This is a genomic window from Rahnella victoriana (assembly GCF_021276285.1).
GTDB classification, from domain to species: Bacteria; Pseudomonadota; Gammaproteobacteria; order Enterobacterales; family Enterobacteriaceae; genus Rahnella; species Rahnella victoriana.
The window spans coordinates 92,123-117,294 of the sequence record NZ_CP089920.1; the positions used below are offsets into that span (position 1 = coordinate 92,123).

Below are 25,172 nucleotides of genomic sequence, written 5' to 3' on the forward strand. Positions count from 1 at the left end.
AGAATGAATTAGGGAAGAATGAAGATGAAAAAAGAGACCATGTTAGATAAAGGCTACACCGCCTGGCTGAAAGCCATGCTCGATATCGCAAAGCACTATCGTCTGGACTATTCAGAAGAACACGTCAAAGCCACCATCGCGTGGGAGATGGGTTCTCCGGCCGACGTGGTGCTCGATGAAATGGCCAAAAAACTCGGACTGGGGCGCGTGACGCGTGATTTCCACCCGCGTGATTTGGATCCGGTTTCCGTGCCGTTTGTCATTACGCTCGATAACGGGCGACTGGGCGTGGTGACGCATATGGACGCCAGCGGCCAGTGCGCCGTGCAGTTCACGGAAGATCAGGGTCTGGAAACCACCTTAACGGCTGAACAACTTGCTGAGCGGGCGCAAAGCACCACCTTGCTGCGGCCGCTGCACACCATTCCTGATGCGCGTGTTGATAACTACATCAAACCGTACAAGAAAAACTGGTTCTGGGATCTGGCGCTGAAAGACTGGCGTCGTTACAGCGACATCATGCTGGCCTCCATGATTGCCAACGTGCTGGCGCTGGCGGGCATGCTGTTTTCCATGCAAGTGTATGACCGCGTAGTGCCGTCGCAATCCATCCCGACGCTGTGGGTGTTATTCGGCGGCGTGATGCTGGCGATTATTTTTGAATTCGTGATGCGCATGGTCCGTGTGCATATTTCCGATGTGGTGGGGAAACGCGCCGATCTGCGCATTTCTGACCGCGTATTTGGCCGCGCGCTGCGTATTAAAAACAGCGCCCGCTCCAAATCCACCGGATCCTTTATTTCGCAAATCCGCGAGCTGGAATCCGTGCGGGAACTGATCACCTCGACCACCATCAGCGTGATGGCCGATCTGCCGTTCTTCCTGCTGTTTACGGTTATTCTGTGGATGATCGGCGGGCCGCTGGTGTTTGTGGTGTTGCTGGCGCTGCCTTTGCTGCTGATCCCCGGTTTACTGATCCAGAAACCGCTGGCGAAGCTGGCAAACGAAGGTATGCGTGAATCGGCGGTGCGTAACGCCTCGCTGGTGGAAGCGGTGGAATCCCTCGAAGACATCAAACTGATGCGCGCCGAACAGCGTTTCCAGAACCAGTGGAATCACTGCAACGAAGTGTCGGCGGATATCAGTATGCGTCAGCGTTTTCTGACCAGCATGCTGATGACCTGGACGCAGGAAGTGCAGTCCATTGTCTATGCGGTGGTGTTGCTGGTCGGCTGCTATCTGGTGATGAGCGGCGACATGACCACCGGGGCGCTGGTGGGGACGACCATTCTGGCCTCCCGTACCATTGCGCCGCTGGCCCAGATTTCCGGTGTGCTCTCCCGCTGGCAGCAGGCGAAAGTCGCCCGCAAAGGGCTGGATGAACTGATGCAGCGCCCGATTGATCAGGAAGATGGCCGGAAGATGGTGCACAAGCCGCAGATCACCGGCGAATACGCGCTCAATGACGCGGTATTTTACTACGACGAAGAAGCCAAAATGGTCAATCTGGCCATTGCGCGTCTGAACATCAAACCGGGCGAGAAGATTGCCATTCTGGGTAAAAACGGTGCCGGTAAATCCACCCTGTTGCAGGTGCTGGCGGGCATGCAGCAGGTGCAGCAAGGTCAGGTGGTGCTCGACAACGTCAACATTAAACAGATTGATCCGGCGGATCTGCGCCGCGACGTGGCGCTGCACAATCAGCACGCGAACCTGTTCTTTGGCTCGGTGCGCGACAACATCACCATGGGGCGTCCGCAGGCCACTGACGAGGAAATCCATCAGGCGCTGGTGATCAGCGGGGCGCTGACCTTTGTGCAGCAAAAAGAGGACGGCCTGAACTTCCTGATCCACGAAGGCGGTGTCGGGCTTTCCGGCGGCCAGCGTCAGGCGCTGTTGCTGGCGCGCAATATCATCCTCCAGCCGCAGGTGCTGCTGCTTGATGAACCGACCGCGTGGCTGGATGAGATTTCCGAATGGAATCTGATTACCCAACTCACCACATGGGCAAAAGACAAAACGCTGGTGATCGCCACGCACCGTCTGGCGCTGTTGCAACTGGTGGATCGCATCATCGTGATGGATAACGGCCGTATTTCCCTCGACGGCAACAAAGACGAGATCCTGAATAAGCATTTCAGGCAAAAAGGACAGACCGCCGCAGCCAACACACCGCCGGTGAAACAGGAGGCTTCATGATGAACGGACGCAAAACCTTTCAGCGTCAGCGGGCGGAAAAAGCCCTGCCGCGCTCTACCATTCTGGTGTGGGCATTGTCACTGATGCTGCTGTGCTTCTTCCTGTGGGCGAACTTTTACACGCTCGATGAAGTCACCACCGGCACCGGCAAAGTGATCCCCTCGTCGCACGAGCAGATTGTGCAGTCGCTGGAAGGCGGCATTGTGCATTCGATTGATGTGCAGGAAGGCGAAGTGGTGGAGCGCGGACAACGTCTGGCGCAGCTGGATCGCACCAAAACCGAATCCGGGGTGCAGGAAAGCGTGGCGCGCTTACATGCGGCGCTGGCGACGGCGGCGCGTTTAACGGCGCAAATCAACAACACGCCGCTGACCTTTCCGGCAGAACTGGATGATGAGCCGGAACTGGTGAAGTCGGAAACCGAGCTGTATAACTCCAGCCGCACCAGTCTGGAAAAACAGTTATCCGGACTGCAGCAGGGCGTCACGCTGATCCGCCGCGAGCTGGTGATGACCACGCCGCTGGTGAAACAGGGCGCGGCCAGTGACGTGGAAGTGCTGCGTCTGCAACGTCAGATCAACGAAATGGAAAGCAAAGCCACCGATCTGGAAACCCAGTACAACGTGCGTGCCGGTGAAGAGCTGGCGAAAGCCAACGCCGAAATCGAAGCCCAGCGTTCGGTCATTTTAGGGCGTAAAGACTCGCTGAACCGTCTGGAATTCTTCTCGCCGGTGAAAGGGATTGTGAAAAGCATCGACGTGAACACGGTGGGCGGGGTGATCCCGCCGAACGGCAAGCTGATGACGCTGGTGCCGATTGATGATCAGATGCTGGTGGAAGCACAAATCTCACCACGCGATGTGGCCTTTATTCATCCGGGTCAGAAAGCGAAGGTGAAAATCACCGCCTACGACTATTCGATTTACGGCAGTTTTGACGGCGAGGTGACCACTATTTCTCCGGACACGATCCAGGATGAAGTGCGGCGTGATGTGTACTATTACCGCGTGAATATCAAAACGCACGCCAATTATCTGGAAAATAAGCACCACGAGAAGTTCTATACCTTCCCCGGCATGATTGCCACGGTGGATATTAAAACTGGCAATAAAAGTATTCTCGATTACCTGCTCAAACCGCTGAACAAAATGAACGAGGCGCTGAGGGAGCGTTAATCAGCCCGTCATCCACCGTACCGCAGATGAAAGTCTGCGGTACGGTTATGGGGTATTTCAGCGAAACGACCTGAAGCTATTCGCCAGACTGTACGCGGTCTTCTGGCCGTTGGTTTGATATTCCCCGGCAAGCGTTTCCCGCACCAGTGCCCGCAGATCCGTTCTTGCAGTGTTATCTGACACGCCCAGAATATCGCTGATCTGTGCGGCCGAGAATTCAGTATCAGGCCAGGCTTGCATAATATTGAATAAGGCAAACTGACGGCGTGTCAGCCGGTGGAATGCACCCGATTCGAACAATATTTTCTCTGCCACGGCCCTGCGTTTTAACATCGTCTCGATATGTTCCAGATAATGATTTAATGCGCGTTTCACGATCTGCATCTGAAATTCGATAAAAAAGGTCAGATCCATGCCGTCGGATTCGGTGTACTGATAACTCTGCGCGTATTTTACCGGGGCGGCATAAAGCAGGCTGCTGATGGAAATATACTGAAAAGCGTCGTATCCGGACTTTCTCAGCGACCAGTAAAATAATGCGCGGCTGGTGCGTCCGTTGCCATCCCTGAAAGGATGCTCATGCGCCACCATAAAATGCAAAATGCAGGCACGGATCAGCGGATGGATATAACCGCCATTCTTCCCGTTGGCCCAGTCGCAAATAGCCTGCAAACGTGGGGTAATCTCCGCGGCGGGTGGCGGCTGATGGACGACATTGCCGTCATAGTCTGCGATGACCACATCGTCGGTGGTGCGGAAATCGCCGGGAACATATCTGGCATCATCAATACCTCCCATTCCCGGCAATCATGTGCTCACTTTCCGTGCAGGGTTTGCGACCTGATTCAAGCATTTTCCACGCCACCAATGTGGTGGTATTGGCCCCTTCGAGTTGCGAACTGGTGATGGGTTCTTCGTACTGCAAATGCACCAGTGCTGCGCCGATATCGGAAAGCCGTTTCTGCTGCTGGCTCAGCGCCAGTGTGGTCGCCAACTTGTCTGCCTGTTCGCAGACTTCCGTCATCAGCGCCGTCTGGTTGAAGCCCGCCTGCTGATTTTTAGTGTTGGCATAGCCGATAAACTGCATGGCGGAATGACGCGTCCGCCGGGTAAAACTCCAGGCCGTGACCGGATCCAGCCCTTTGGCAACGCGATACTGATACTTATGCCATGGCAAATAGCGACCCTGTTCATCGACCAGTCTGGCGCAGGATTGATATTGAACATAGTGTTCGCCATGAAGGCTCTCCAGCGGAACCAGCACGGGAGGAAATTTTATAGCCATAGGGAAACTATCTCAAAAATTAACGATATTGAGATAGTCTACGCGCATCTGACCGGGCGTCAAACAGACAGAAAGGTGCAGTGTGGGAAGGGTGATATTGATTCCAAAAAAAAGCCCGCAATTGCTGGCGGGCCTCTGTGTTACTCAGGCTTTCTTACTTCACGCATTTCGCGCAGGTACTGGCATGGATTTGCTGGAAGAAATCGTTGCCTTTGTCATCCACCAGGATGAAGGCCGGGAAGTCTTCCACTTCAATTTTCCAGATGGCTTCCATCCCCAGTTCAGGGTATTCCACACATTCCAGACTCTTGATGCTTTGCTGCGCCAGCACCGCTGCCGGGCCGCCGATGCTGCCGAGATAGAAACCGCCGTGTTTGTGACACGCGTCGGTCACCTGCTGGCTGCGGTTGCCTTTTGCCAGCATGATCATGCTGCCGCCGTGGGATTGCAGAAGATCCACGTAGGAATCCATGCGGCCAGCGGTGGTCGGGCCGAGGGAACCGGATGCGTAACCTTCAGGGGTTTTCGCCGGGCCTGCGTAGTAAATCGGGTGATCTTTGATGTACTGCGGCAAGCCTTCACCGTTATCCAGACGCTCTTTCAGTTTGGCGTGCGCAATGTCACGACCGACGATGATCGTACCGCTCAGCGACAGGCGGGTAGACACCGGATATTCAGAAAGCTGAGCCAGGATTTCTTTCATCGGACGGTTCAGGTCAACCTTCACCACACCGGCTTCGCCCTGCTGACGCAATGCTTCAGGGATGTATTTGCCCGGATTGTCTTCCAGTTTTTCGATCCAGATGCCGTCGCGGTTGATTTTGGCTTTGATGTTACGGTCTGCGGAGCAGGAAACGCCCATCCCGACCGGACAGGACGCGCCGTGACGCGGCAGACGCACCACGCGGATGTCGTGAGCAAAGTATTTGCCGCCGAACTGTGCGCCCAGACCGAGGTTGTTGGCTTCCACCAGCAGTTCCTGTTCCAGATTCACATCACGGAATGCCTGACCGTGTTCGTTACCTTCGGTTGGCAGGCCGTCGTAGTAATGGGTGGAGGCCAGTTTCACGGTTTTCAGCGTCGCTTCCGCCGACGTACCGCCAATCACGAACGCGATATGGTACGGCGGACAGGCTGCTGTACCCAGCGTGCGCATTTTATCCACCAGATAATCTTTCAGCTTAGCCGGCGTGATCAGGGCTTTGGTTTCCTGATACAGATAGGTTTTGTTGGCGGAGCCGCCGCCTTTGGCGATGCACAGGAATTTGTACTCGTCGCCATCGACGCTGTAGAGATCGATTTGCGCAGGCAGGTTGGTGCCGGTGTTCACTTCTTTGTACATATCCAGCGCGGCGTTCTGGGAATAGCGCAGGTTATCTTCAATGAAGGTATTGTAGACGCCCTGAGACAGGCTGGCTTCGTCGCCGCCGCCGGTCCAGACGCGCTGGCCTTTTTTACCCATGATGATCGCGGTGCCGGTGTCCTGACAGGTCGGCAGGATCCCTTTGGCGGCGATTTCAGAGTTACGCAGGAATTGCAGCGCGACGTATTTGTCGTTTTCGCTGGATTCCGGATCATGAAGAATTGACGCCACCTGTTGCTGATGCGCCGGGCGCAGCATGAAGGAAGCATCGTGGAACGCCTGTTGTGCCAGCAGGGTCAGCGCCTGAGGTTCAACCTTTAATACCTCTTCGCCGTCGAAATGGCTGACAGAAACATGGTCTTTGGTCAGCAGATAGTATTCGGTGTCATCTTTGGAAACGGGGAAGGGATTTTGATAATAGAACGGTTTGTTCGACATTGTTTTCTCACTTTTTCCGTTTTTGCCGCCACGGGTGGGACTGTTGACTCGGTAGAGCAGAGGTGTTCGGGGCGACGTTTATATTCGACCTGTATGTTGCCAGCCAAATACACAGGCTGGCAACGGGGTTTATATGTTTTCTTTCAGTAAATGCTCTGTTAATGCTTTGTGGGTGATTTTATCGCCACACTCAGAACATCATGACCATCCACGGATACCCGATCACCAGTAAGGCAATCAGGAAGATAGCGCCGAAGATGGTACCGAGACGCCAGTAATCTTTGGTCGGCAGATAACCGCTGCCGTAATAAATCGGGCTTGGGCCGGTACCGTACGGGGTGATGATCCCCATGACGCCCAGAGACGTCACCATCAGCAGACAGAATACCTGCATGTTGATGCCCGGAATGGCAGCACCAATCGTCAGCATCGCGGGCAACAGCGCGGTGGTGTGCGCCGTGGTGCTGGCGAACAGGTAGTGCAGCAGGTAAAACGCCAGCAGCAGGGCGATGGTCGCCGCACCCGGAGAGATACCGCCCATCAGCGCCGCGCCTTCTTTACCCAGCCAGGCGATGAAGCCGGTGCGGGATAAGCCGTCTGCCAGTGCCACCAGCGTGGCGAACCAGGCGAAGGTGTTCCACGCCGGTTTGTTGCTGGTGATGTCATTCCAGTTCAGCACGCCGGTCCACAGCATCAGCACCACGACCAGCAGTGCGGCCATTGCCGGTTCAATAAAGCTTGCCGCGAAAATCCACATTGCCAGCGCACAGCATACGAAGACCAGCAGCAGGATTTCATGACGGGACATTCTGCCCAGTTTTGCCAGCTCAGCGGTCGCCCAGCGCGGCACTTCGTCATTGATTTTCACTTCCGGCGGGTAGAACCAGTATGCCAGCAGCGGCATGGTCAGCAGAAGCAGCAGACCGACCGGCAGGAAGGCGATGAACCAGGTGCCCCAGGAAATGTTAATACCGGTGACGCTGTTCACAATACCCAGCGCCAGCAGGTTAGGGGCCAGTGCAGAAAGGAACATGGAACTGGTGATACAGGCTGCGGTGATCGCCACCCACATCAGGTAAGAACCGATTTTACGCGCACTCGGGTCATTCGGTTTGGAGCCGTACAACGGCGGCAGGTTGGCGATGATCGGGTAGATCGTGCCGCCGCTGCGCGCGGTGTTGGACGGGGTGAACGGGGCCAGTAACAGGTCCGCAAAGGTGATGGCATAACCGAGCGTCAGGCTGCGGCGGCCCAGATATTTCACCAGGATCAGCGCCAGACGGCGACCGAACTGGGTTTTATCGTAGCCCGCGGCAAACATGAATGCGCCGAAGATTAACCAGACCGTTGAGTTACCAAAACCGCTGACCGCCCATTTAAAGGACTGCGCCGCGGTTTTGAATTTCGGATCTGCCAGCTCAGCCGGGCTGAACAGCAGCCATTGACTGAACAGGGCGATGACCACCACGCCGGTTAAGCCGATCACCGCACCCGGCAATGGCTCGAAGATCAGACCGATAATGACACCGACAAAGATGGCAAAGAAATGCCATGCATGAGGTTCCAGACCGGCAGGGACCGGAACCAGCAGCAACAGCACGGACACCAGCACGGGAAGTACCATAAAGATCCAGCGATTTTTTTTGCCGGATCCGGCATTTTTCGCTGGCTCTTTCACCGCAGTTTTTGTTGTTTCGCTCATAATATTTATCTTAGGTAGTTAGGAATATTGTGATGATGCATAGGTAAGATGTTGTCTGGTTTTTTTAGTTACTTAATCTTTTTTTTAGTTATTCAATAGTGGCATGTTAATTGCCTCATTATTGTTATTTGCCCTGAGTACTTCGTATTCCCCGTAAGAGGGAGGAAACATTTATATAATGCGATTTCCTTGTTTTTTACTGTTGATCTTGATCAACAAAATACAGCGATGAAACTCTTTTTAAATGAAATAAAATGACGACGAAGTCAGGTGCGGGGAAAATAAACGCCAACGGATGCGCGGAGGCGCCCAGCAGAAACATGACGGCAAAAATGGAGTAGGCGAAATGAGAGTGATTCACAGCGGAACAGGCCGGTCACTGACGACCCTGTGCAACTTGCCAGACGGCGAACTCCGTGATCTGCAGGGAAAAAAGGGTGCGCAGGATGTAATAATAATCCCATCAGTTAAATACAAATAAGCGCGGAGTTTGCATCCGTGTAATTATTTAATTTAACCGTTAACATATTTTTAATATAACAGGTGTTAAGTTAATAGATAAATAGTTAATTAACTAATGTAAGAGGTTTTGAAAGTAAAAATAAAACTATATTAAAAGTATGACATCGGCATCGAAATAAAAACAACGAATAATAATTCGACACTCCACAACGCTTAACCGAAATAGCGCGCCGATAACGAATTCAGAAATTAATAATTAAGTTTGGAGTCACGATTATGAGCAACAAAAATGTGTTACTGAGTCCGTTCACTTTGCCAAATGGCACCGTGCTGAAAAACCGTATCCTGATGGCGCCGATGACCACCTGCACCGGTTTTTATGACGGCACGGTGACCAGTGAACTGGTCGATTATTATCGCGCCCGTGCCGGCAGCATCGGCACGGTGATCGTGGAGTGTTGCTTTATCGATGATAAAGGTCTGGCCTTCCCCGGTGCCATCGGCATCGACAATGACAGCAAAATCGACGGACTGGCGAAAATCGCCGCCGCCGTGAAATCTCAGGGCTCGAAAGCGGTGTTGCAGATTTATCATGGCGGCCGCATGAGCGAACCGAAACTGATCGGCGGCCAGCAGCCGGTCGCGCCAAGTGCGCTGGCGGCGCCGCGTGAGGGTGCCGCCACGCCGGTGGCGCTGACCGCAGAAGAAGTGGACGCCATGATCACCAAATTCGGTGAAGGCGTGCGTCGTGCGATTGAAGCCGGTTTTGACGGTGTCGAAATTCACGGTGCCAATACCTATCTTATTCAGCAGTTCTTCTCGCCAAACTCTAACCAGCGTGACGACAAATGGGGCGGCAGCCGCGAGAACCGCGCCCGCTTCCCGCTGGCTGTTCTGGATATCACCCATGAGATGGCGAAGAAATACGCCGACGACGCGTTTATTATTGGTTATCGTTTCTCACCGGAAGAACTGGAAGAGCCGGGTATCCGCTTTGCCGACACGATGTACCTGCTGGAACAACTGGCGGCGCGTGGCCTCGATTATCTGCATTTCTCCCTCGGTTATGCGCTGCGTCCTTCCATTGTCGATACCACCGATCCGACACCGCTGATCGACAAATATGTCGCGATGCGTTCCGACACGCTGGCCAAAATCCCGGTGATGGGCGTGGGCGGGATCGTCAATACCTCCGACGCAGAGAAAGCGCTGGAACACGGTTACGACATGATCGCCATCGGTAAAGCCTGCATTGCTTATCCGGACTGGACTGACCGTATCGCCGCCGGTCAGAATCTTGAGCTGTTCATCGACAGCACCCAGCGCGAGGCGCTGACCATTCCTGAGCCGCTGTGGCGCTTCTCGCTGGTTGACGCGATGATCCGCGACATGAGCATGACGTCGAAGAAATTCAAAGCCGGTGTGTTCCGGGAAAAAGTGCAGGACGCGAACCATGAGCTGGCGCTGAATGTCAGCCTGGACACCGATCGCATTGCCGATATCGTGCTGGAAGCGGGCGCGGATCTGGATGTGGAATTCACCACCCATTTTGACATCATCCGCAGCCGTATTCTCGACGCCAACAGCCCGCACGTCGATGCGGTCACCGGCGCGACCGAGCAAAGTGAAGCGGTGAAAAAAGCCGTATCGAAAGCCATCGCCAAATCCTGTAAAGCGCAGTTGCTGGAAGAGGGCGGCAACCTGAATGCGCCGCAAAGCTATGACGTGGTGGTTGTCGGCAGCGGCGGTGCCGGTCTGGCCGCGGCGATCCAGGCGTGTGACGAAGGCGCGAAAGTGCTGATCGTGGAGAAAATGTCGACCATTGGCGGTAACACCATTAAAGCGTCAGTCGGCATGAACGCCGCAGAAACCCGTTATCAGCAGCTGAAAGGCATTGAAGACAGTAAAGAGTTGTTCTATCAGGAAACCCTGAAAGGCGGCCAGTTCAAAAACAACACCGTGCTGCTGAAAGAATTCATCGAACGCGCACCGCTGGCGGTGGAATGGCTGGCCGATCACCAGATTGAGCTGAGCGATATCACCATCACCGGCGGCATGAGCATTGACCGTACGCACCGTCCGGCGGACCGCAGCGCAGTAGGCGGCTTCCTGATCAGCGGTCTGGTGAAAAACCTCAACAAGCGCAATATCGACGTGATGCTCGACACTTCCGTCACTGAAATCCGTTATGCCGGTGGCGCGGTGCAGGGCGTGCAGTTGCTCAATGACGACAATGAAGTGCTGACCGTGAACGCCAAAAGCGTGATCGTGGCGACCGGCGGTTTCAGCGCCAACCGCGACATGGTAGTGAAATATCGCCCTGAGCTGGACGGTTTCGTGACCACCAACCACAAAGGTGCGACCGGCAGCGGTATCGCCATCCTGCAAAACATCGGCGCAGGTACGGTGGACATGGGCGAGATCCAGATCCACCCGACCGTTGAGCAAACCACTTCTTACCTGATTTCCGAGGCCATTCGTGGCGGCGGTGCGATTCTGGTCAGCCAGGCGGGCAAACGCTTCTTCAATGAGATGGAAACCCGCGACAAAGTGTCCGCGAACATCATCGCGCTGCCGGAGAAATTCGCCTACGTGGTGTTCGACGAGCAGGTGCGCCTGAACAACAAAGCGGCTGACGAATACATCGCGAAAGGCTTTGTCATCAGCGGCAGTTCACCGCGCGAACTGGCGGCGAAACTGGAGATGGATTCTGACGCCTTCCTGGCGACGCTGGAAAGCTATAATGTGGCCGTTGATAAGCAGGATGACGTGGAGTTTGGTCGCCGCACCGCGCTGCGCCACCCGATCAATCAGGGGCCGTTCTACGCTATCCGCATCGCGCCGGGCGTGCATCACACCATGGGCGGCGTAACCATCAATACCGATACCTGCGTGCTGGATGCGCAGCAACAGGTGCTCGGCGGGGCGTATGCGGCCGGTGAAGTGGTCGGCGGCATTCACGGCGGTAACCGTATCGGCGGTAATGCCGTTGCAGATATCATTATCTTCGGTATCCTTGCCGGACAAAATGCCGCGAAATTCGCGATGCGGTAACCGTTCATCAGCAAGGATTTTCCATGACGCCAGACGATCGTATCTATGCTTATTCCGCTGTGTTGATGGGTTCGCCCATTCTTCTCAAGCTGTTTGAACATGACGAGAGTCTGGCGTCGCGCATTTTCAGGCTGATCAAATTGCAGGAAATCACCTTCACGGTGAACCGCCCGCACTCCGACATCATGGCGATTAACCATGCCGCCGGACGTGACCCTGTCACCGTCAGCGCGCCGGTGTTTGAGTTAATCCGCCGCGCCAAAGCCATCAGTTGTCTTCCTGACAGCAGTTTCAATTTCACCATCGGCCCGCTGGTCAAACGCTGGAAAATCGGCTTCAGCGGTCACAGCATCCCCGCCGCAGAAGATTTACAGACGCTGCTGACGCTGACCCATCCGCAGGATGTGATCCTTGATGAATCCGCGCGCTCGGTGTTTCTGCAAAAAGCCGGTATGGAGATTGATCTGGGTGCGATTGCCAAAGGTTATATCGCCGATGTGGTGCGCGATGCCCTGCGGGAAGCGCAGGTGGAGAACGCCTTAATCAATCTCGGGGGCAACGTGCAGACGCTCGGTGCCGGTGCGGAAGGCGCGTGGGGCATCGGCCTGAAAAAGCCGTTTGCCGATGCCGATACGCTGATTGGCGTGATCGGTGTGACCGGCAAATCGGTGGTGACGTCAGGGGTTTATGAGCGGTATTTCGAGCTGGACGGCCACTGTTATCACCACATTCTCGATCCGAAAACCGGTTATCCGCTGGATAATGAACTGCTCAGCGTGACCATTATTTCGCAGGACTCGATAGACGGGGATATCTGGACGACGTTGTTGTACGGAATGGGCGTGGAGAAGAGTCTGGCGTATCTGCCGCAAATTCCGCATATCGAAGCGATTTTCGTCACCCGCGACGGGCAGATCATCGTGTCATCACAGCGGCAGTTTACCTTCACGCCGCTGGATGACAGTTATCAGATCATCACTTACTGACAGTATTGTTTGAGTAACGACGCGTGATCGGCCTGCAGACGGTAACGGTAGACCGGTCTGCCGGTGACGCCGTAATGAATACTGGTGAACAAAATGTTCATCTGCGCCAGCCAGATCAGGTATTTACGGCAGGACACCCGTGAGATGTTCACCGAGCTTGCCAGTTCATCCGTGGAGAACTCAATGGTCGGATGGGCATCAATCCACTGACACAGCGTGCGTAATGTCTGCGGCGTTAAGCCTTTTGGCAGCTTTTTGGTGTCCGCTGCCGCCGGATTGCTGCCGTGGATCAGCCGGTCAACGTCGGACTGTTCGTAATACTGCTGATTATCCATCAGCGTTTTCTTCTGCTGCCAGCCGGTCAGTGCTTCCTCAAAACGGGAGAACTGGAACGGTTTGATCAGATAATCCACCACGCCGTAATTGAGCGATTTTTTGATGGTCTCGGCATCCGCTGCAGAAGAAATCACAATCACGTCGATGGGGCGACGGGCGTTACGCAGTTCAGGCAGCAAATCCAGCCCGTTATCCTGCTGCATGTACACATCGAGCAAAATCAGATCGATAGACAGTTCTGAATTCAAAACCAGATCTTTCGCCTGTTGCAATGTCGACGCGGTGCCGCAGCAGGTGAAGCCATCAATCTGGCCCACATAACAACGGTTAAGCTCTGCCACCATGGCATCATCATCCACTATCAGCACATTGATCAAGAACGTGTCCTCTCCGCATCCCAGGGAAGTTGTACAAAAAATTGGGTATAAACGTCAGGCTCGGATTCTACATTAATCATTCCGCCGAGGCTTTCTACTTGCTGTTTCGCCAGGAATAACCCCATGCCGCGTTGATCGCCTTTCGACGACACACCCTTTTCGAATATTGCGTCAATATTTTCCGGCTGAATGCCCGGACCGTCGTCGCTGACAATACAGGCCAGCGAGCCGTTCTGGTAATGCAGCAACACGCTGACCTCACCATCAGGCTGATCGCCCAGCGCATCCAGCGCGTTTTCTATCAGGTTGCCCAGCACGGTGATCAGCGCCGCCACCTGATCTTCATTGTTATTATCCGGCAGCAGACTGTCATCGCTGAGCGTCAGCAGATGCCGGGTATCCGATGCGCGGTTGATCTTACTCAGCAGGAAACCGGCAATCACCGGAGACTTGATTTTCAGCAGCAGCGAACCGATTTCCGCCTGATAGTTATTGGCGGTTTTGAGAATGTAATCCTCAAGCTGCGCGTAGCTTTTCATGTGCAGCAATCCGAGGATCACATGCAGTTTGTTCATGAATTCATGCGAACGTTCACGTAACGAATCCGCGTAGTTTACCATGCCACTCAGACGCTGCATTAACTGGCTGACCTCGGTTTTATCCCTGAAAGTACAGATCGCGCCAATGATCACGCCGTTATTGCGTACCGGCACGGTGTTACTCAGCAGCAGGCGCCCCTTAAAGTTAATTTCTTCATCACGACGCGGCACGCCGGTATTAAGCACGTCGCGCAGGTTGGCGATCAGCGGCAGTGATTCTTCGTGCGGCGTGACGTCCTGCGCGGTTTCCTGAAAGATCTGCCGTGCAGTCTGATTGATCAATGTGACATGAGCAAGATCGTCCACCGCGATCACGCCTTCCTTGATCGACTGCAACATCGCCTGACGCTGTTCAAACAGGGTAGAGATTTCGTACGGCTCCAGCCCGAACAGAATGCGTTTGAGCATTTTCACCAGACAATAGGTGCCCAGCGCGCCGACCATCATGCCGAATAACACGGTCCACAGAATGCTCCAGCGGCTTTTGTTGATTTGCTCGGTGACTTTGACCAGCGAAATCCCGATGGCGACCACGCCGATTTGCCTGTGATGATCGTCATACACGGGGGTAAACACGCGCAGCGCCTCATCGAGCGTGCCTTTGTTTATGGAGACATTTTCATTGCCGAGCAGCGCGGGATTGATGTCGTCGCCGATAAAATGATGACTGATCACATCGGCATTGGGGTGCGAGTAGCGGATGCCGTCCATATTGGTGACCACCACAAACAGCAGGTCGTTGCGCTTTTGCACCGCGCTGGCGATGGGCTGGATAATGCCGCTGTCCGGCGGCAGCGCCAGGGCATTTTTTATCTCAGGTAAATCCGCCAGCGTGCGCGCCACCGCCAGCGCCTTATCTTTTACGCCGTCGCGCGTGGTATCGCTCACCTGCACGAAATACAGCAGATGAACCACCAGCAGGACAGACGCGATCACCGCGCTGATCATCAGAATGACAGAGGTACTGAGCTTCATGGGGTGCTTACGCACGGAAAGAGGTTGCTGCGAGTCGCTCATGGGAGCCCCGGAGAAAGAGAGCCAATAGCTCATGGGTGATGTCTGACAGTTCGCGTTGTTCGTCGGGCGTGATGAAGCAGAACACTGCGTGAACCATCCCTGTTCACGCATCATGATATGTCTGTTTGCCTGATACTTCCGCTCTTTATTACTTTCGAAAGTGAGAATGGCGGGGAAACAGCAGCAAAAAAGGCCTGAATCGCTTCAGGCCTTTCTTTTCCATCACGATAACCCGTTACTGGAAGTAAATATCGCCGTTCTCGGCTTTGAGGATCTTGCCGTCGGTATCGGTGATCAGCGCGTAGCTGCCGCCGATGTAGGTCCAGTGGCTGCCCGCGTCCGGCGCAGGCAGGTGACGTTCCTGCCAGCCGACAATTTCATACGGCTTGGTGCGGTACAGCGCAGGCACCTGATCGCCAATGGCATAGAGTTTGGAATCATCGTAGAACGATTTGATTTCATGTGAATTCGACGCGGCAAAAGCCGTGTTCGCCAGCGGTAACAGGGAAGAAACGACCAGAGCTGACAACATTACAATTTTAGAATGACGCATAGATTATCCCGTTAAAACCATCAACTTAATGCCTGCCTCGGTGATATGCCGCCAGTCCGTTGTATGAGCAGTAAAGCCGAAGCCTGTGCTTTTTCTGTAGGACAGGATAATAGCGAGAAATGGCGCTCAGGCTGGGGGATTTTTTTGTGTCGAAATGCAAATGAATGAGGCGAAGGTTTTGTTGCTTTCCACATTATTCGTCTGCTTTGTAAACTTTTGAGACAAATAAACACTGACGAAATGTACCTGAAAATTAACGATTAATCCCTTTCGCAGGGATGAAATCTGCGCTCAGGCCGGAATGTCGCCTGACGTTACATATCCTTTAATCACCCTCTCTCACAAAAGAAACCATCATGAACAGTAAACGGATCTTTACCTGGTCGTTCATGACCGGGCTGGTTATCGGGTTGATCGGGCTGGCTTATCTGCTGCTGGGGATCTGGCTGGCGGCACTGGGCGGATCACCCTGGTATATCCTGTTTGGTGCCGGGTATTTACTCAGCGGGATTTTCATTGCGCGGCGCAAAGCCCGGGGCATCTGGCTCTATCTGCTGACGTTTCTGGTGTGCTGCGGCTGGTCGCTGTGGGAAGTCGGCCTTGACGGCTGGCAGCTGATGCCGCGTCTGTTTGTGATGGCACTGCTGGGCGTCTGGTGCAGCCTGCCGTGGGTCACCCGTCAGGTGATGGCAGACGGGGATAATCCCCGTGCCGGTACGCTGGCCGGGCTGGTGTACATCGTGGCAATTGCCGGGATTTTTTATACCGGCTGGCAAGTGACCGCGTCACGTTTCGTTCACCATCAGGCGATCCCCGCGCAGTCCGGCGATACGCCGCCAGCCGCCACGCCGGCAAGCAATGACTGGCGCTTTTATGGCCGGACAGAAGCGGGGCAACGCTATTCCCCGCTGACTCAGATCACCCCGGCGAATGTCAGTCAGCTCAAACCGGCATGGGAATACCATTCCGGCGATGTGATGAGAAAAGGCGAGGACAAGGGCGGACGTGAATTCAATTTCGAAGTGACGCCCATCAAGGTCGGGAATTCCCTTTTTATCTGTACGCCGCACCGCGAGGTGATCGCCCTTGACGCCACGACCGGCAAACAACGCTGGAAATTCGACCCTAAATCTGACACCTCAGCCAATGAATATCTGGCCTGTCGCGGCGTGGCATACAGCCAGAGCGCAGACGACAAAGTGTGTCCGGAAAAAATCATCGCCACCACCAGCGAAGCGCGGATGGTGGCACTCAACGCGCAGACCGGTAAACCCTGTTCTTCCTTTGGGCAGAACGGCTTTGTCAGCCTGACCGACCATATGGGCGACGTGCCGCCGGGCTTCCACTTTATTACCTCGCAGCCGATGGTGATGGATGGCCGCATCGTGCTCGGTGGCTGGATTTACGACAATCAGTCCACCGGTGAGCCGTCGGGCGTGGTGCGTGCTTACGACGTAAATTCCGGTCAGCTGGCGTGGGCGTGGGATATGGGCAGAAATCCGCCGAATGCGCCGCTGAAAGCAGGGGAAGTCTACACGCGCGGTACGCCAAACGGCTGGGGAACCTACACCGGCGACCCGGCCCTCGGACTGATTTACATTCCGCTCGGCAATGCGACGCCGGATTACTACGGCGCCAAACGCCGCCCGTTTGATGATAAATATTCCAGTTCGCTTGTGGCGCTGGATATCCATACCGGCGAGGAACGCTGGCATTTCCAGACCGTGCATCATGACGTGTGGGACTTCGATGTGCCGGTCGGCCCGACGCTGGTCGATCTGCCATCGCCGGATGGCAGCACGGTGCCTGCGCTGGTTCAAACCACCAAAATGGGGCAACTGTTCCTGCTCGATCGCCGTACCGGCAAACCGCTGGCGCAGGTGAATGAAAAACCGGTGCCGACCTCGCCGTCCTTGCCGGGTGAACGCCTTTCGCCGACGCAGCCGGATTCGGTCGGTATGCCCAATCTTTCTCCTGCCGATCTGAAAGAATCTGATGCCTGGGGCGCAACCCCTATCGACCAGCTTTATTGTCGTATTCAGTTCAAAAGCGCCCGTTATCAGGGACAGTTCACGCCGCCCGCAGAGGGCAAATCCATTGCCTATCCGGCCTTTGATGGCGTCATTGACTGGTATGGCGCGTCGGTGGATCCGATCCGCCATGTGCTGATCGCCAACACCAGCTATATCCCGTTCACCATGGAAGTGAAGAAATCCGCCGATGCCATCCGGGAAGGGCTGATGCAGAAATGGGCGGGCTGGACGAGCAAGCAACCGTACCCGAAACCGAAAGATTTCTCGGTCGGGCCACAATACGGCACACCGTGGGCGGCGATCGTCAAACCCTGGCTCAGTTTACTGGATGCGCCGTGCAGCGCGCCGCCGTGGGGGAAAATCGTGGCGATTGATCTCAATACCCGAAAAATTGCCTGGGAAAGACCGGCCGGGACCACACGCGACATGAACATTTTCGGTACGCACACCAATGTGCCACTGCCGACCGGGATTTTCATGATGGGCGCGGATGTGATCACGCAAAGCGGGCTGATTTTTACCGGCGCCACGGCGGATAATTATTTGCGCGCATTTGATGAAAACAACGGTAATGAACTGTGGCGCGCGCGGCTTCCGGCGGGCGGGCAGGCCACGCCGATGACCTATACCGGCGATGACGGCAGGCAGTTTGTGGTGATCGCCGCAGGCGGTCACGGCGGGCTGGGCACCACGTCCGGCGATGCGGTCGTGGCCTATGCGTTACCGGCCAAATAAGTGTTCCCGGTAACGCAGGATCTTCAGAAGTGTCTGATGATGCCCACAGGCCGCCCGTGATGTTCTATTTTTAAAATCCATTCATCAAAAAATAAGGAATGTTTATGAACAGCAAAACAATCCCCAAATCACTGAATGAACCGCATGTGGATGCCTATCCGACGCCGCCGTTTGAGCATCAGAAACAGCCGTTTCCGGGGCTGGCCAGCAAAATGAATCCGCTGCCGGATCACGGCGAGCTGACCTATAAAGGCAGTGAACGTCTGAAAGGTCGTAAGGCGCTGATCACCGGCGGTGACTCCGGGATTGGCCGCGCGGTGGCGATTGCCTTCGCCCGCGAAGGCGCACAGGTTGCCATCAATTATCTGCCGGACGAAGAGCCGGACGCGAAACAAGTGGTCGATTTGCTGTGGGCGGAAGGGCTGAAAGTCGTGGCGATCCCTGGTGATATCCGCGATGAGAAATTCTGTCAGCAACTGGTGAAAGAGGCCGAAGAAAAACTCGGCGGGCTGGATCTGCTGGTCAATAATGCCGGTCGTCAGCAGTTCTGCGATTCGATTAAAGACCTGACCACCGAAGCCTTTGATGCCACCTATAAAACCAATGTGTATGCGATGTTCTGGATCACCAAAGCGGCGCTGGAATTCATTCCACGCGGCGGTTCGATCATTAATACCACTTCCGTGCAGGCGTTTTCACCGAGCGATAATCTGCTGGATTATTCGTCAACCAAAGCGTCGATCATGGCGTTCACCAAAGGGCTGGCAAAACAGCTGGCGGGCGACGGGATCCGGGTCAACGGCGTTGCGCCGGGACCGTACTGGACGCCGTTGCAGATTTCCGGCGGTCAGCCGCAGGAAAAAATTGAATCCTTTGGGGAACAGGCTCCGCTAAAACGTCCGGGACAGCCTGCCGAAATCGCACCGCTGTATGTGACGCTGGCCTCTTCGGAAAGCAGTTATTCTTCCGGTCAGATCTGGTGTTCAGATGGCGGGACAGGGACGGTGTAAGCTTCAGAGATCCGGTGAAAAATGTCCGCGTCATGTCGTCGTCTGAGACATAAAAATTGCGGATTATTCCTATTTTTCAACAGGCAGGGCAAGCCATCTCGCGGACGGGATAAAGGCAGCTATGATTGATTTATCTGTACCCCGCTACAGATAACCACTGCATTTTACCTTGTGTCTGTGTGTGCTTGCCCGCTCTGCATGCGGGCTTTTTTTTAACTGAAAATGCCCTGATAGTGAATGACCTCAAAATTAGCAATGAGATTTATCCAATTGTGCTATATTTTGAGGATTCATTTCATCTTATGCAGAGCGCGTCACATGCCGGATATTAAAATTGTTTGCGAACAATGCGGGTCTGATCGTTTTGTTGCGGCAGCCAATACCCCGCTGGCCGATATCGTCCATTCCATTGTCTGTGCCCAGTGTCAGCACCCGGTCAGAGTGGATGAGGTGGTTATTTTCAGAGAAGGCGTTTATATCAGCGGCACCTTTGATGCTTTTCCTTCCGCCGGACCGGGCAGGTTACACGATTTTGATATATGAGGTATCAACGTATTAAAAACGCCCAAAACCCGCTGCGCTGGCGACGGGAACTTGTAACAATCATTTCAAAATCTCCGCGATAAAATCTGTAAAAGTAGACATTCCTCGACTTTTCCTCTAAAACTTCTGCGGTTAATGCCAGACAATACCAGTATTCAGCAATCAAATAATAACCGCTGAATGTTAAAGAGCGGCTGCACGACAGCCGCCGGGCAAGCGTATTCACAACGATTCCGACAGACTTTCTCTGGAGATTTTATGCATTCCTCTGTTAATAAAAACGAAAGCCGGACCTTCTTCGGCCATCCCTATCCGCTGGGTTCACTGTTCTTCACTGAGATGTGGGAGCGGTTCTCGTTTTACGGCATCCGTCCTTTACTGATCCTGTTTATGGCGGCGACGGTGTACGACGGCGGTATGGGACTGGCGCGCGAAAACGCCTCGGCTATCGTCGGTATCTTTGCCGGCTGTATGTATCTGGCGGCGCTGCCGGGCGGCTGGCTGGCGGATAACTGGCTGGGGCAGCAAAAGGCGGTCTGGTACGGGTCGATCCTCATCGCCCTTGGCCACCTGTCGATTGCGCTGTCGGCATTCATGGGAGACAGCCTGTTCTTCATCGGCCTGATGTTTATTGTCCTCGGTTCCGGCCTGTTCAAAACCTGTATCTCCGTGATGGTCGGTACGCTGTATAAGAAAGGTGATGCACGTCGTGACGGCGGTTTCTCGCTGTTCTACATGGGCATCAATATGGGATCTTTCATCGCGCCGCTGATTTCCGGCTGGCTGATCAAAACCCACGGCTGGCACTGGGGCTTTGGTATCGGCGGTATCGGGATGCTGGTGGCGCTGATTATCTTCCGTCTGTATGCCGTTCCGGCCATGAAACGCTATGACAGCGAAGTGGGGCTGGATTCCACCTGGAACAGTCCGGTGGCGAAGAAAAACGGTGTCGGCGGCTGGTTGCTGGCGCTGGCGGCAGGCGTGGCGGTGATCGTGACGCTGATCGCGCAGGGCATCATTGTGATCAATCCGGTCGCGGTGGCCAGCGTGCTGGTGTATGTGATCGCGGCGTCCGTGGCGCTTTATTTCATCTATCTGTTTGTGTTCGCCGGGCTGAACCGCAAAGAACGCGCCCGCCTGCTGGTGTGCTTTATTCTGCTGGTGTCTGCGGCCTTCTTCTGGTCTGCGTTTGAGCAGAAACCGACCTCGTTCAACCTGTTCGCCAACGACTATACCAACCGCATGATCGGCGATTTTGAAATCCCTGCCGTGTGGTTCCAGTCGATCAATGCGCTGTTTATTATCCTGCTGGCACCGGTCTTCAGCTGGGCATGGCCGCGACTGGCGCAGAACAATGTGCGTCCGGGCAGCATCACCAAGTTTGTCATCGGCATTTTATGCGCGGCGGCGGGCTTTGGGATCATGATGCTGGCGGCGCAGAATGTGCTGAACAATGGCGGCGCAGGGGTTTCACCTCTGTGGCTGGTGGGCAGTATCCTGATGCTGACTCTGGGCGAACTGTGCCTCAGCCCGATTGGTCTGGCGACCATGACGCTGCTGGCGCCGGAAAGAATGCGCGGCCAGATGATGGGGCTGTGGTTCTGTGCCAGCGCGCTGGGTAATCTGGCCGCCGGTTTGATTGGCGGACACGTCAAAGCCGATCAGCTGGATATGCTGCCAAATCTGTTCGCGCGCTGTTCCATCGCGTTGCTGATCTGTGCGGCGGTGCTGTTTGTGCTGATCATTCCGGTACGCAGAATGCTGGCAAATGCGCAGGTAAAGACTGAGCAGGAAAAGGCCACCGAAGCCTGATTTTGCACGATGCGCGTTTAGACAAATGAGTCACACGAAGGCCGGTCTGATGACCGGCCTTCTTTATATCCCCAGGCTATTTCCCCAATTTACCGGCATGTTTCAGAGACTGATTCAAATCCTGAATACGTTTCATGGTTTTCATGGTGCGCGATGCGGTGGCGGACGCCACGGAGAGGATCAGCATTTCCAGACAAACCAGAACCGTGCCATGCAGCGGCATCCTGCCGTTTTCTCCTCCGCGTGGCACATTGATGACCAGCGCGGCTTCTTTGGCAAAATAGGAGTCAGGCGCATTGGTCAGCAAAATGACCGGAATACCCAGACGCTTCGCCTCCAGCAGGGTGGTTTTTCCCTCCCGATGGGCGCTTTTTTGCGCCATCATAATCAGCACATCCCCCCGTTGCAGGCAGATCAGTTGTTCGGCCAGCGCAATCCCGGAACGGTTAAGTGACAGGGAAGGGATGCCAATCCGGCTAAAAAGGCGGGCGCTGTAATCGGCAAGAATACCCGACGCATTCAGGCCAAACAGCGCCACCTGCCGCGCGCCTATCAGCAAAGCCACGGCCTGAGAAATGGCCTGCCGGTTGTGTGGCTCCGATAACGCATCGCAGGCGCGTTTATGCCCGTCGAGCACGAAATTGATCCCGGAATCGATATCACAGGCCAGTTCGCTGACGGTGGTGATCATCTTCTCTTCCGAATTGACCGCCGTACCAAACCAGGCTTCCAGCGTTTTTTTCATGTCACGTAAACCGGCAAAACCCAATGCCTGAACGGCGCGGATGACGGTGGCGTCGGAGACCTCCGTGGCGGCGGCGATTTCCATCGCGGTCGCGTCCAGTGCTGATTCACGGTTGTTCTGAATGTAGGACGCGACGGTTTGTAAGCCGGGCGGCAGGGTGGATATCCGCGCACGATAGCGTTCCCCAAAAACATCAATACGCTTTTTAAGTGGAATGGCAGCCATTGAATGATCTTGCTCCTTTGCGTGTTAAGCATTTAACCGGGAGAAATTAACGGATTTATGTTGTTGGCTATATTAGCAATGTAGTGTTTTTCGGGAAGAAAAAATTCATTTTGCAGGGTTATTCAGGCGAAGCTTGAAAGGTAATGGAAGGGTTTTCGGTATATCTCATTAAAAATGAATAGGTAATTATTTGGTGGGCTGTGTGATTTTGGCAAGGTCCGTCCGGCTGTCGTGTAGTGAAAATCATGAAGATATGATTTACTACTACATGCTTGCGTGTTGGAATGATAATCAATTGCATTAAGGCGCGAGACAGTCGCCAGATGTTCTTCACTGCAAAAGATGTCATATTTCACACCAGGTCGAATGAAATGAATAATAACAGGCAGTTGGCTTTTAAAAGAAAACACCATCCGGCGATACTTGCGGTTCTCTGTGGTGTGGCGATGCTGTCGCCGAAGACCGGGTATTCCGCCGGGGATGGCGATACTCTGACCATTACCGGGCAGGAACAGGAACAAAACGATCAGGGATACAGCGCAGGCACCAGTTCAGTCGCCAGTAAAACCCCGACACCGCGGCTTAACGAAGCGCAGTCGGTCAGCGTCGTGACCCAACAACAGCTGGACGATTATCAGGCCACCAGCCTTTCAGACGCGATGCGCTTTGTCAGCGGTGTCAGCGAAGGCAACACGCTGGCAGGCACGGAAGATGGCTTTGTCCGTCGCGGTTTTGGTTCCAACTCTGACGGTTCCATTTATCGCGACGGCGTGCGCAGCAGTCAGGGGCTGAATTTCGATGCCACGACTGAACGGGTGGAAGTGCTGAAAGGGTCCGCCTCGCTGCTGTACGGCATCCAGAACCCCGGCGGCGTGATCAATCTGGTCAGCAAAAAGCCGCAATACGACTGGCACACCAAAGTCAGCGGGCGCTACGCCAGTGAAGGCGGCGGAGCAGGGACCCTGGACGTGACCGGTCCGCTGGGGAATGGATTTGCATTCCGTATGATCGCCGAAAAACAGGATCAGGATTACTGGCGCAATTTCGGCAGTGACAAACACACGTTAATTTCGCCGTCCCTGCAATGGTATGGCGAAAAAGCCAGCTTCCTGATCAGCTATTCAGATTACCGCTACGACATTCCTTATGATCGCGGCACTGCCTTTATTAACGGCAAACCGATCGATATCGGCTATAAAGACCGCCTGGATGACAAGTCCAACCGCGCATGGGGTCATAATAAAACGCTCAACGCGCATTATGACTGGCAGTTCAGCGACGACTGGAGCACCCGTCTCACGCTGGGCTGGAATCAGCGTCGTTACAACAATGATGAAGTGCGGGTGACGGCAGTGAACACCACCACCGGCGCTGTGACGCGTCGCGCGGATGCCAACCGGGGCTTTAATCATAAAACCAAATATGTATCCTGGGATCTGCTGGGGTCGCAGGACATTCTGGGCATGAATCACGATATCGTGCTCGGCACCGATTATGAGATGAACCAGACCTATCGCGCCCATCAGTATCAGGGGAAGTCGGACAGCAGCTTTAACTACAATAATCCGCAATATGACATTCTCTCGCCGGTGGTGGACAGCAGCACGGAAAATACCGCCAACGGCAATAACCTCAACCGTATTCACAGCCGTTCGGTGTATGCCAAAGACAGCATCTCACTGACCTCCGACTGGATCGCCGTCGTCGGGGGGCGTTATCAGCATTATGAGCAACGTGCTTCAAAAGGGTTTGATCCGGTCGTTCAGACCATGGATTCCGAAGGCAATAAGTTTCTGCCTCAGGCCGGTCTGATCTATAAAGTTACGCCTGATGTCTCGCTGTACAGCAGCGTCAGTAAATCCTTTACGCCGTCCACCGATGTCGATGATGACGGTAACGTCGGCAATCCGGAGCAGGGCACCACCTGGGAAGTGGGCAGCAAATGGCAGATCACGCCGCGTATGTTTGCCAGTGTGGCGCTGTATCGCATTGATGAGCGGGATATGTCGCTCAGCATTAACGGTGAAACCCGAGCCATTGATAAAGCGCGCTCCAGCGGTGCTGAATTCGAACTCAACGGCGAGATCCTGCCCGACTGGGATGTCAGCGCGAATTACAGCTATGACAAAGCAGAAATTGTCGATGACGGTGTGAATTCCGCCAATAACGGTAACCGCCTGCAAAACGCGCCGCGCCATTCCGGTGCGCTTTATCTGAGTCATAACCTGACCGTTAACGGCCTGCCGGGAGATTTCCGTATCGGCGGGGGAGCACGGTATATCGGCACGCGGGCAGGGGATCCGGAGAACAGTTTTACCCTGCCGGATTATGTCGTGGCCGACAGCTTCGTGGCGTGGAATAACCGCCTGTTCGGTGAAAAAACGCAGCTGAAACTGAACCTGAATAACCTGTTTAACAAACACTATTACACCTCAAGCGGCGGCAATCTGCGCGTGCGTGAAGGTGAAACCCGTAATCTGATGGTACAGGCAAGTGTTGAATTCTAATCTGAAACGTATTTCC

At 54.5% G+C, this 25,172-nt stretch carries 15 protein-coding genes and 1 pseudogene; 9 read left to right on the plus strand and 7 right to left on the minus strand.

Annotated elements, in window-relative coordinates; all coding sequences use genetic code 11:
- The first annotated feature begins 24 nt into the window (after positions 1-24).
- Together J9880_RS21830 and J9880_RS21835 are read left to right on the plus strand one after the other, a co-directional pair.
- The gene (locus J9880_RS21830; protein WP_229921189.1) at positions 25-2,199 is read left to right on the plus strand and encodes a type I secretion system permease/ATPase; all 2,175 of its coding nucleotides are present in this window, start codon (positions 25-27) and stop codon (positions 2,197-2,199) included.
- Positions 2,199-3,374: an HlyD family type I secretion periplasmic adaptor subunit gene (locus J9880_RS21835; RefSeq protein WP_232770906.1), complete on the plus strand. Its 1,176-nt coding sequence runs from the start codon at positions 2,199-2,201 to the stop codon at positions 3,372-3,374. The genes J9880_RS21830 and J9880_RS21835 overlap by 1 nt, the downstream gene beginning before the upstream one ends.
- Positions 3,375-3,431: 57 nt before the next feature.
- On the opposite strand, the pseudogene J9880_RS21840 reads toward J9880_RS21835, so the two are convergent.
- From J9880_RS21840 to J9880_RS21850, 3 genes and pseudogenes are all read right to left on the minus strand, one after another.
- Positions 3,432-4,659 (minus strand): annotated as a pseudogene (locus J9880_RS21840) (Fic family protein).
- Positions 4,660-4,813: 154 nt separating this feature from the next.
- Positions 4,814-6,460, minus strand: coding sequence for a class I fumarate hydratase FumA (gene fumA, locus J9880_RS21845; protein ID WP_133822275.1), 1,647 nt, complete (start codon positions 6,458-6,460; stop codon positions 4,814-4,816).
- Between the two features lie 190 nt (positions 6,461-6,650).
- A complete protein-coding gene (locus J9880_RS21850; RefSeq protein ID WP_095925705.1) occupies positions 6,651-8,162 on the minus strand; it encodes an anion permease in 1,512 nt (503 codons plus the stop codon).
- A 738-nt stretch (positions 8,163-8,900) separates the two neighbouring features.
- Between J9880_RS21850 and J9880_RS21855 the strand changes: the two genes are divergently transcribed.
- Together J9880_RS21855 and J9880_RS21860 are read left to right on the plus strand one after the other, a co-directional pair.
- Positions 8,901-11,678 carry a flavocytochrome c gene (locus tag J9880_RS21855; protein WP_232770753.1) on the plus strand — a complete coding sequence of 926 codons (2,778 nt, stop codon included), beginning with the start codon at positions 8,901-8,903 and terminating at the stop codon, positions 11,676-11,678.
- 23 nt (positions 11,679-11,701) lie between these two features.
- Positions 11,702-12,664, plus strand: coding sequence for an FAD:protein FMN transferase (locus tag J9880_RS21860; protein ID WP_232770754.1), 963 nt, complete (start codon positions 11,702-11,704; stop codon positions 12,662-12,664).
- On the opposite strand, the gene dcuR is transcribed toward J9880_RS21860, so the two are convergent.
- The 3 genes from dcuR to J9880_RS21875 all read right to left on the minus strand — a co-directional run bounded on the left by dcuR (position 12,658) and on the right by J9880_RS21875 (position 15,546).
- Positions 12,658-13,377, minus strand: coding sequence for a two-component system response regulator DcuR (dcuR, locus tag J9880_RS21865; protein WP_095925708.1), 720 nt, complete (start codon positions 13,375-13,377; stop codon positions 12,658-12,660). The two genes, J9880_RS21860 and dcuR, sit on opposite strands and share 7 nt — an antisense overlap.
- Entirely contained in the window at positions 13,374-14,993 is a 1,620-nt protein-coding gene (locus J9880_RS21870; protein WP_131693071.1) for a sensor histidine kinase, read from the minus strand. Before J9880_RS21870 ends, dcuR begins: the two co-directional genes overlap by 4 nt.
- A 235-nt stretch (positions 14,994-15,228) precedes the next feature.
- Entirely contained in the window at positions 15,229-15,546 is a 318-nt protein-coding gene (locus J9880_RS21875) for an RcnB family protein (RefSeq protein ID WP_095925710.1), read from the minus strand.
- A 356-nt stretch (positions 15,547-15,902) separates the two neighbouring features.
- Here J9880_RS21875 and J9880_RS21880 point away from each other — a divergent pair, with 356 nt between their 5' ends.
- From J9880_RS21880 to J9880_RS21895, 4 genes are all read left to right on the plus strand, one after another.
- Positions 15,903-18,314 carry a membrane-bound PQQ-dependent dehydrogenase, glucose/quinate/shikimate family gene (locus tag J9880_RS21880; RefSeq protein ID WP_232770755.1) on the plus strand — a complete coding sequence of 804 codons (2,412 nt, stop codon included), beginning with the start codon at positions 15,903-15,905 and terminating at the stop codon, positions 18,312-18,314.
- Between the two features lie 104 nt (positions 18,315-18,418).
- Complete coding sequence (locus J9880_RS21885; protein WP_095925711.1) at positions 18,419-19,324, plus strand: SDR family oxidoreductase; 906 nt, start codon at positions 18,419-18,421, stop codon at positions 19,322-19,324.
- Between the two features lie 318 nt (positions 19,325-19,642).
- Complete coding sequence (locus J9880_RS21890) at positions 19,643-19,867, plus strand: hypothetical protein (RefSeq protein ID WP_232770756.1); 225 nt, start codon at positions 19,643-19,645, stop codon at positions 19,865-19,867.
- A 258-nt stretch (positions 19,868-20,125) separates the two neighbouring features.
- Positions 20,126-21,679, plus strand: a complete 1,554-nt coding sequence (locus tag J9880_RS21895; protein WP_095925713.1) for a peptide MFS transporter — start codon at positions 20,126-20,128, stop codon at positions 21,677-21,679.
- A gap of 76 nt (positions 21,680-21,755) precedes the next feature.
- Here J9880_RS21895 and J9880_RS21900 read toward each other — a convergent pair whose 3' ends face one another.
- Entirely contained in the window at positions 21,756-22,649 is an 894-nt protein-coding gene (locus J9880_RS21900; protein ID WP_119824377.1) for a MurR/RpiR family transcriptional regulator, read from the minus strand.
- A 371-nt stretch (positions 22,650-23,020) separates the two neighbouring features.
- On the opposite strand from J9880_RS21900, the gene J9880_RS21905 reads away from it, so the two are divergent.
- Positions 23,021-25,156, plus strand: a complete 2,136-nt coding sequence (locus J9880_RS21905; RefSeq protein WP_232770757.1) for a TonB-dependent siderophore receptor — start codon at positions 23,021-23,023, stop codon at positions 25,154-25,156.
- The last annotated feature ends 16 nt before the right edge of the window (positions 25,157-25,172 follow it).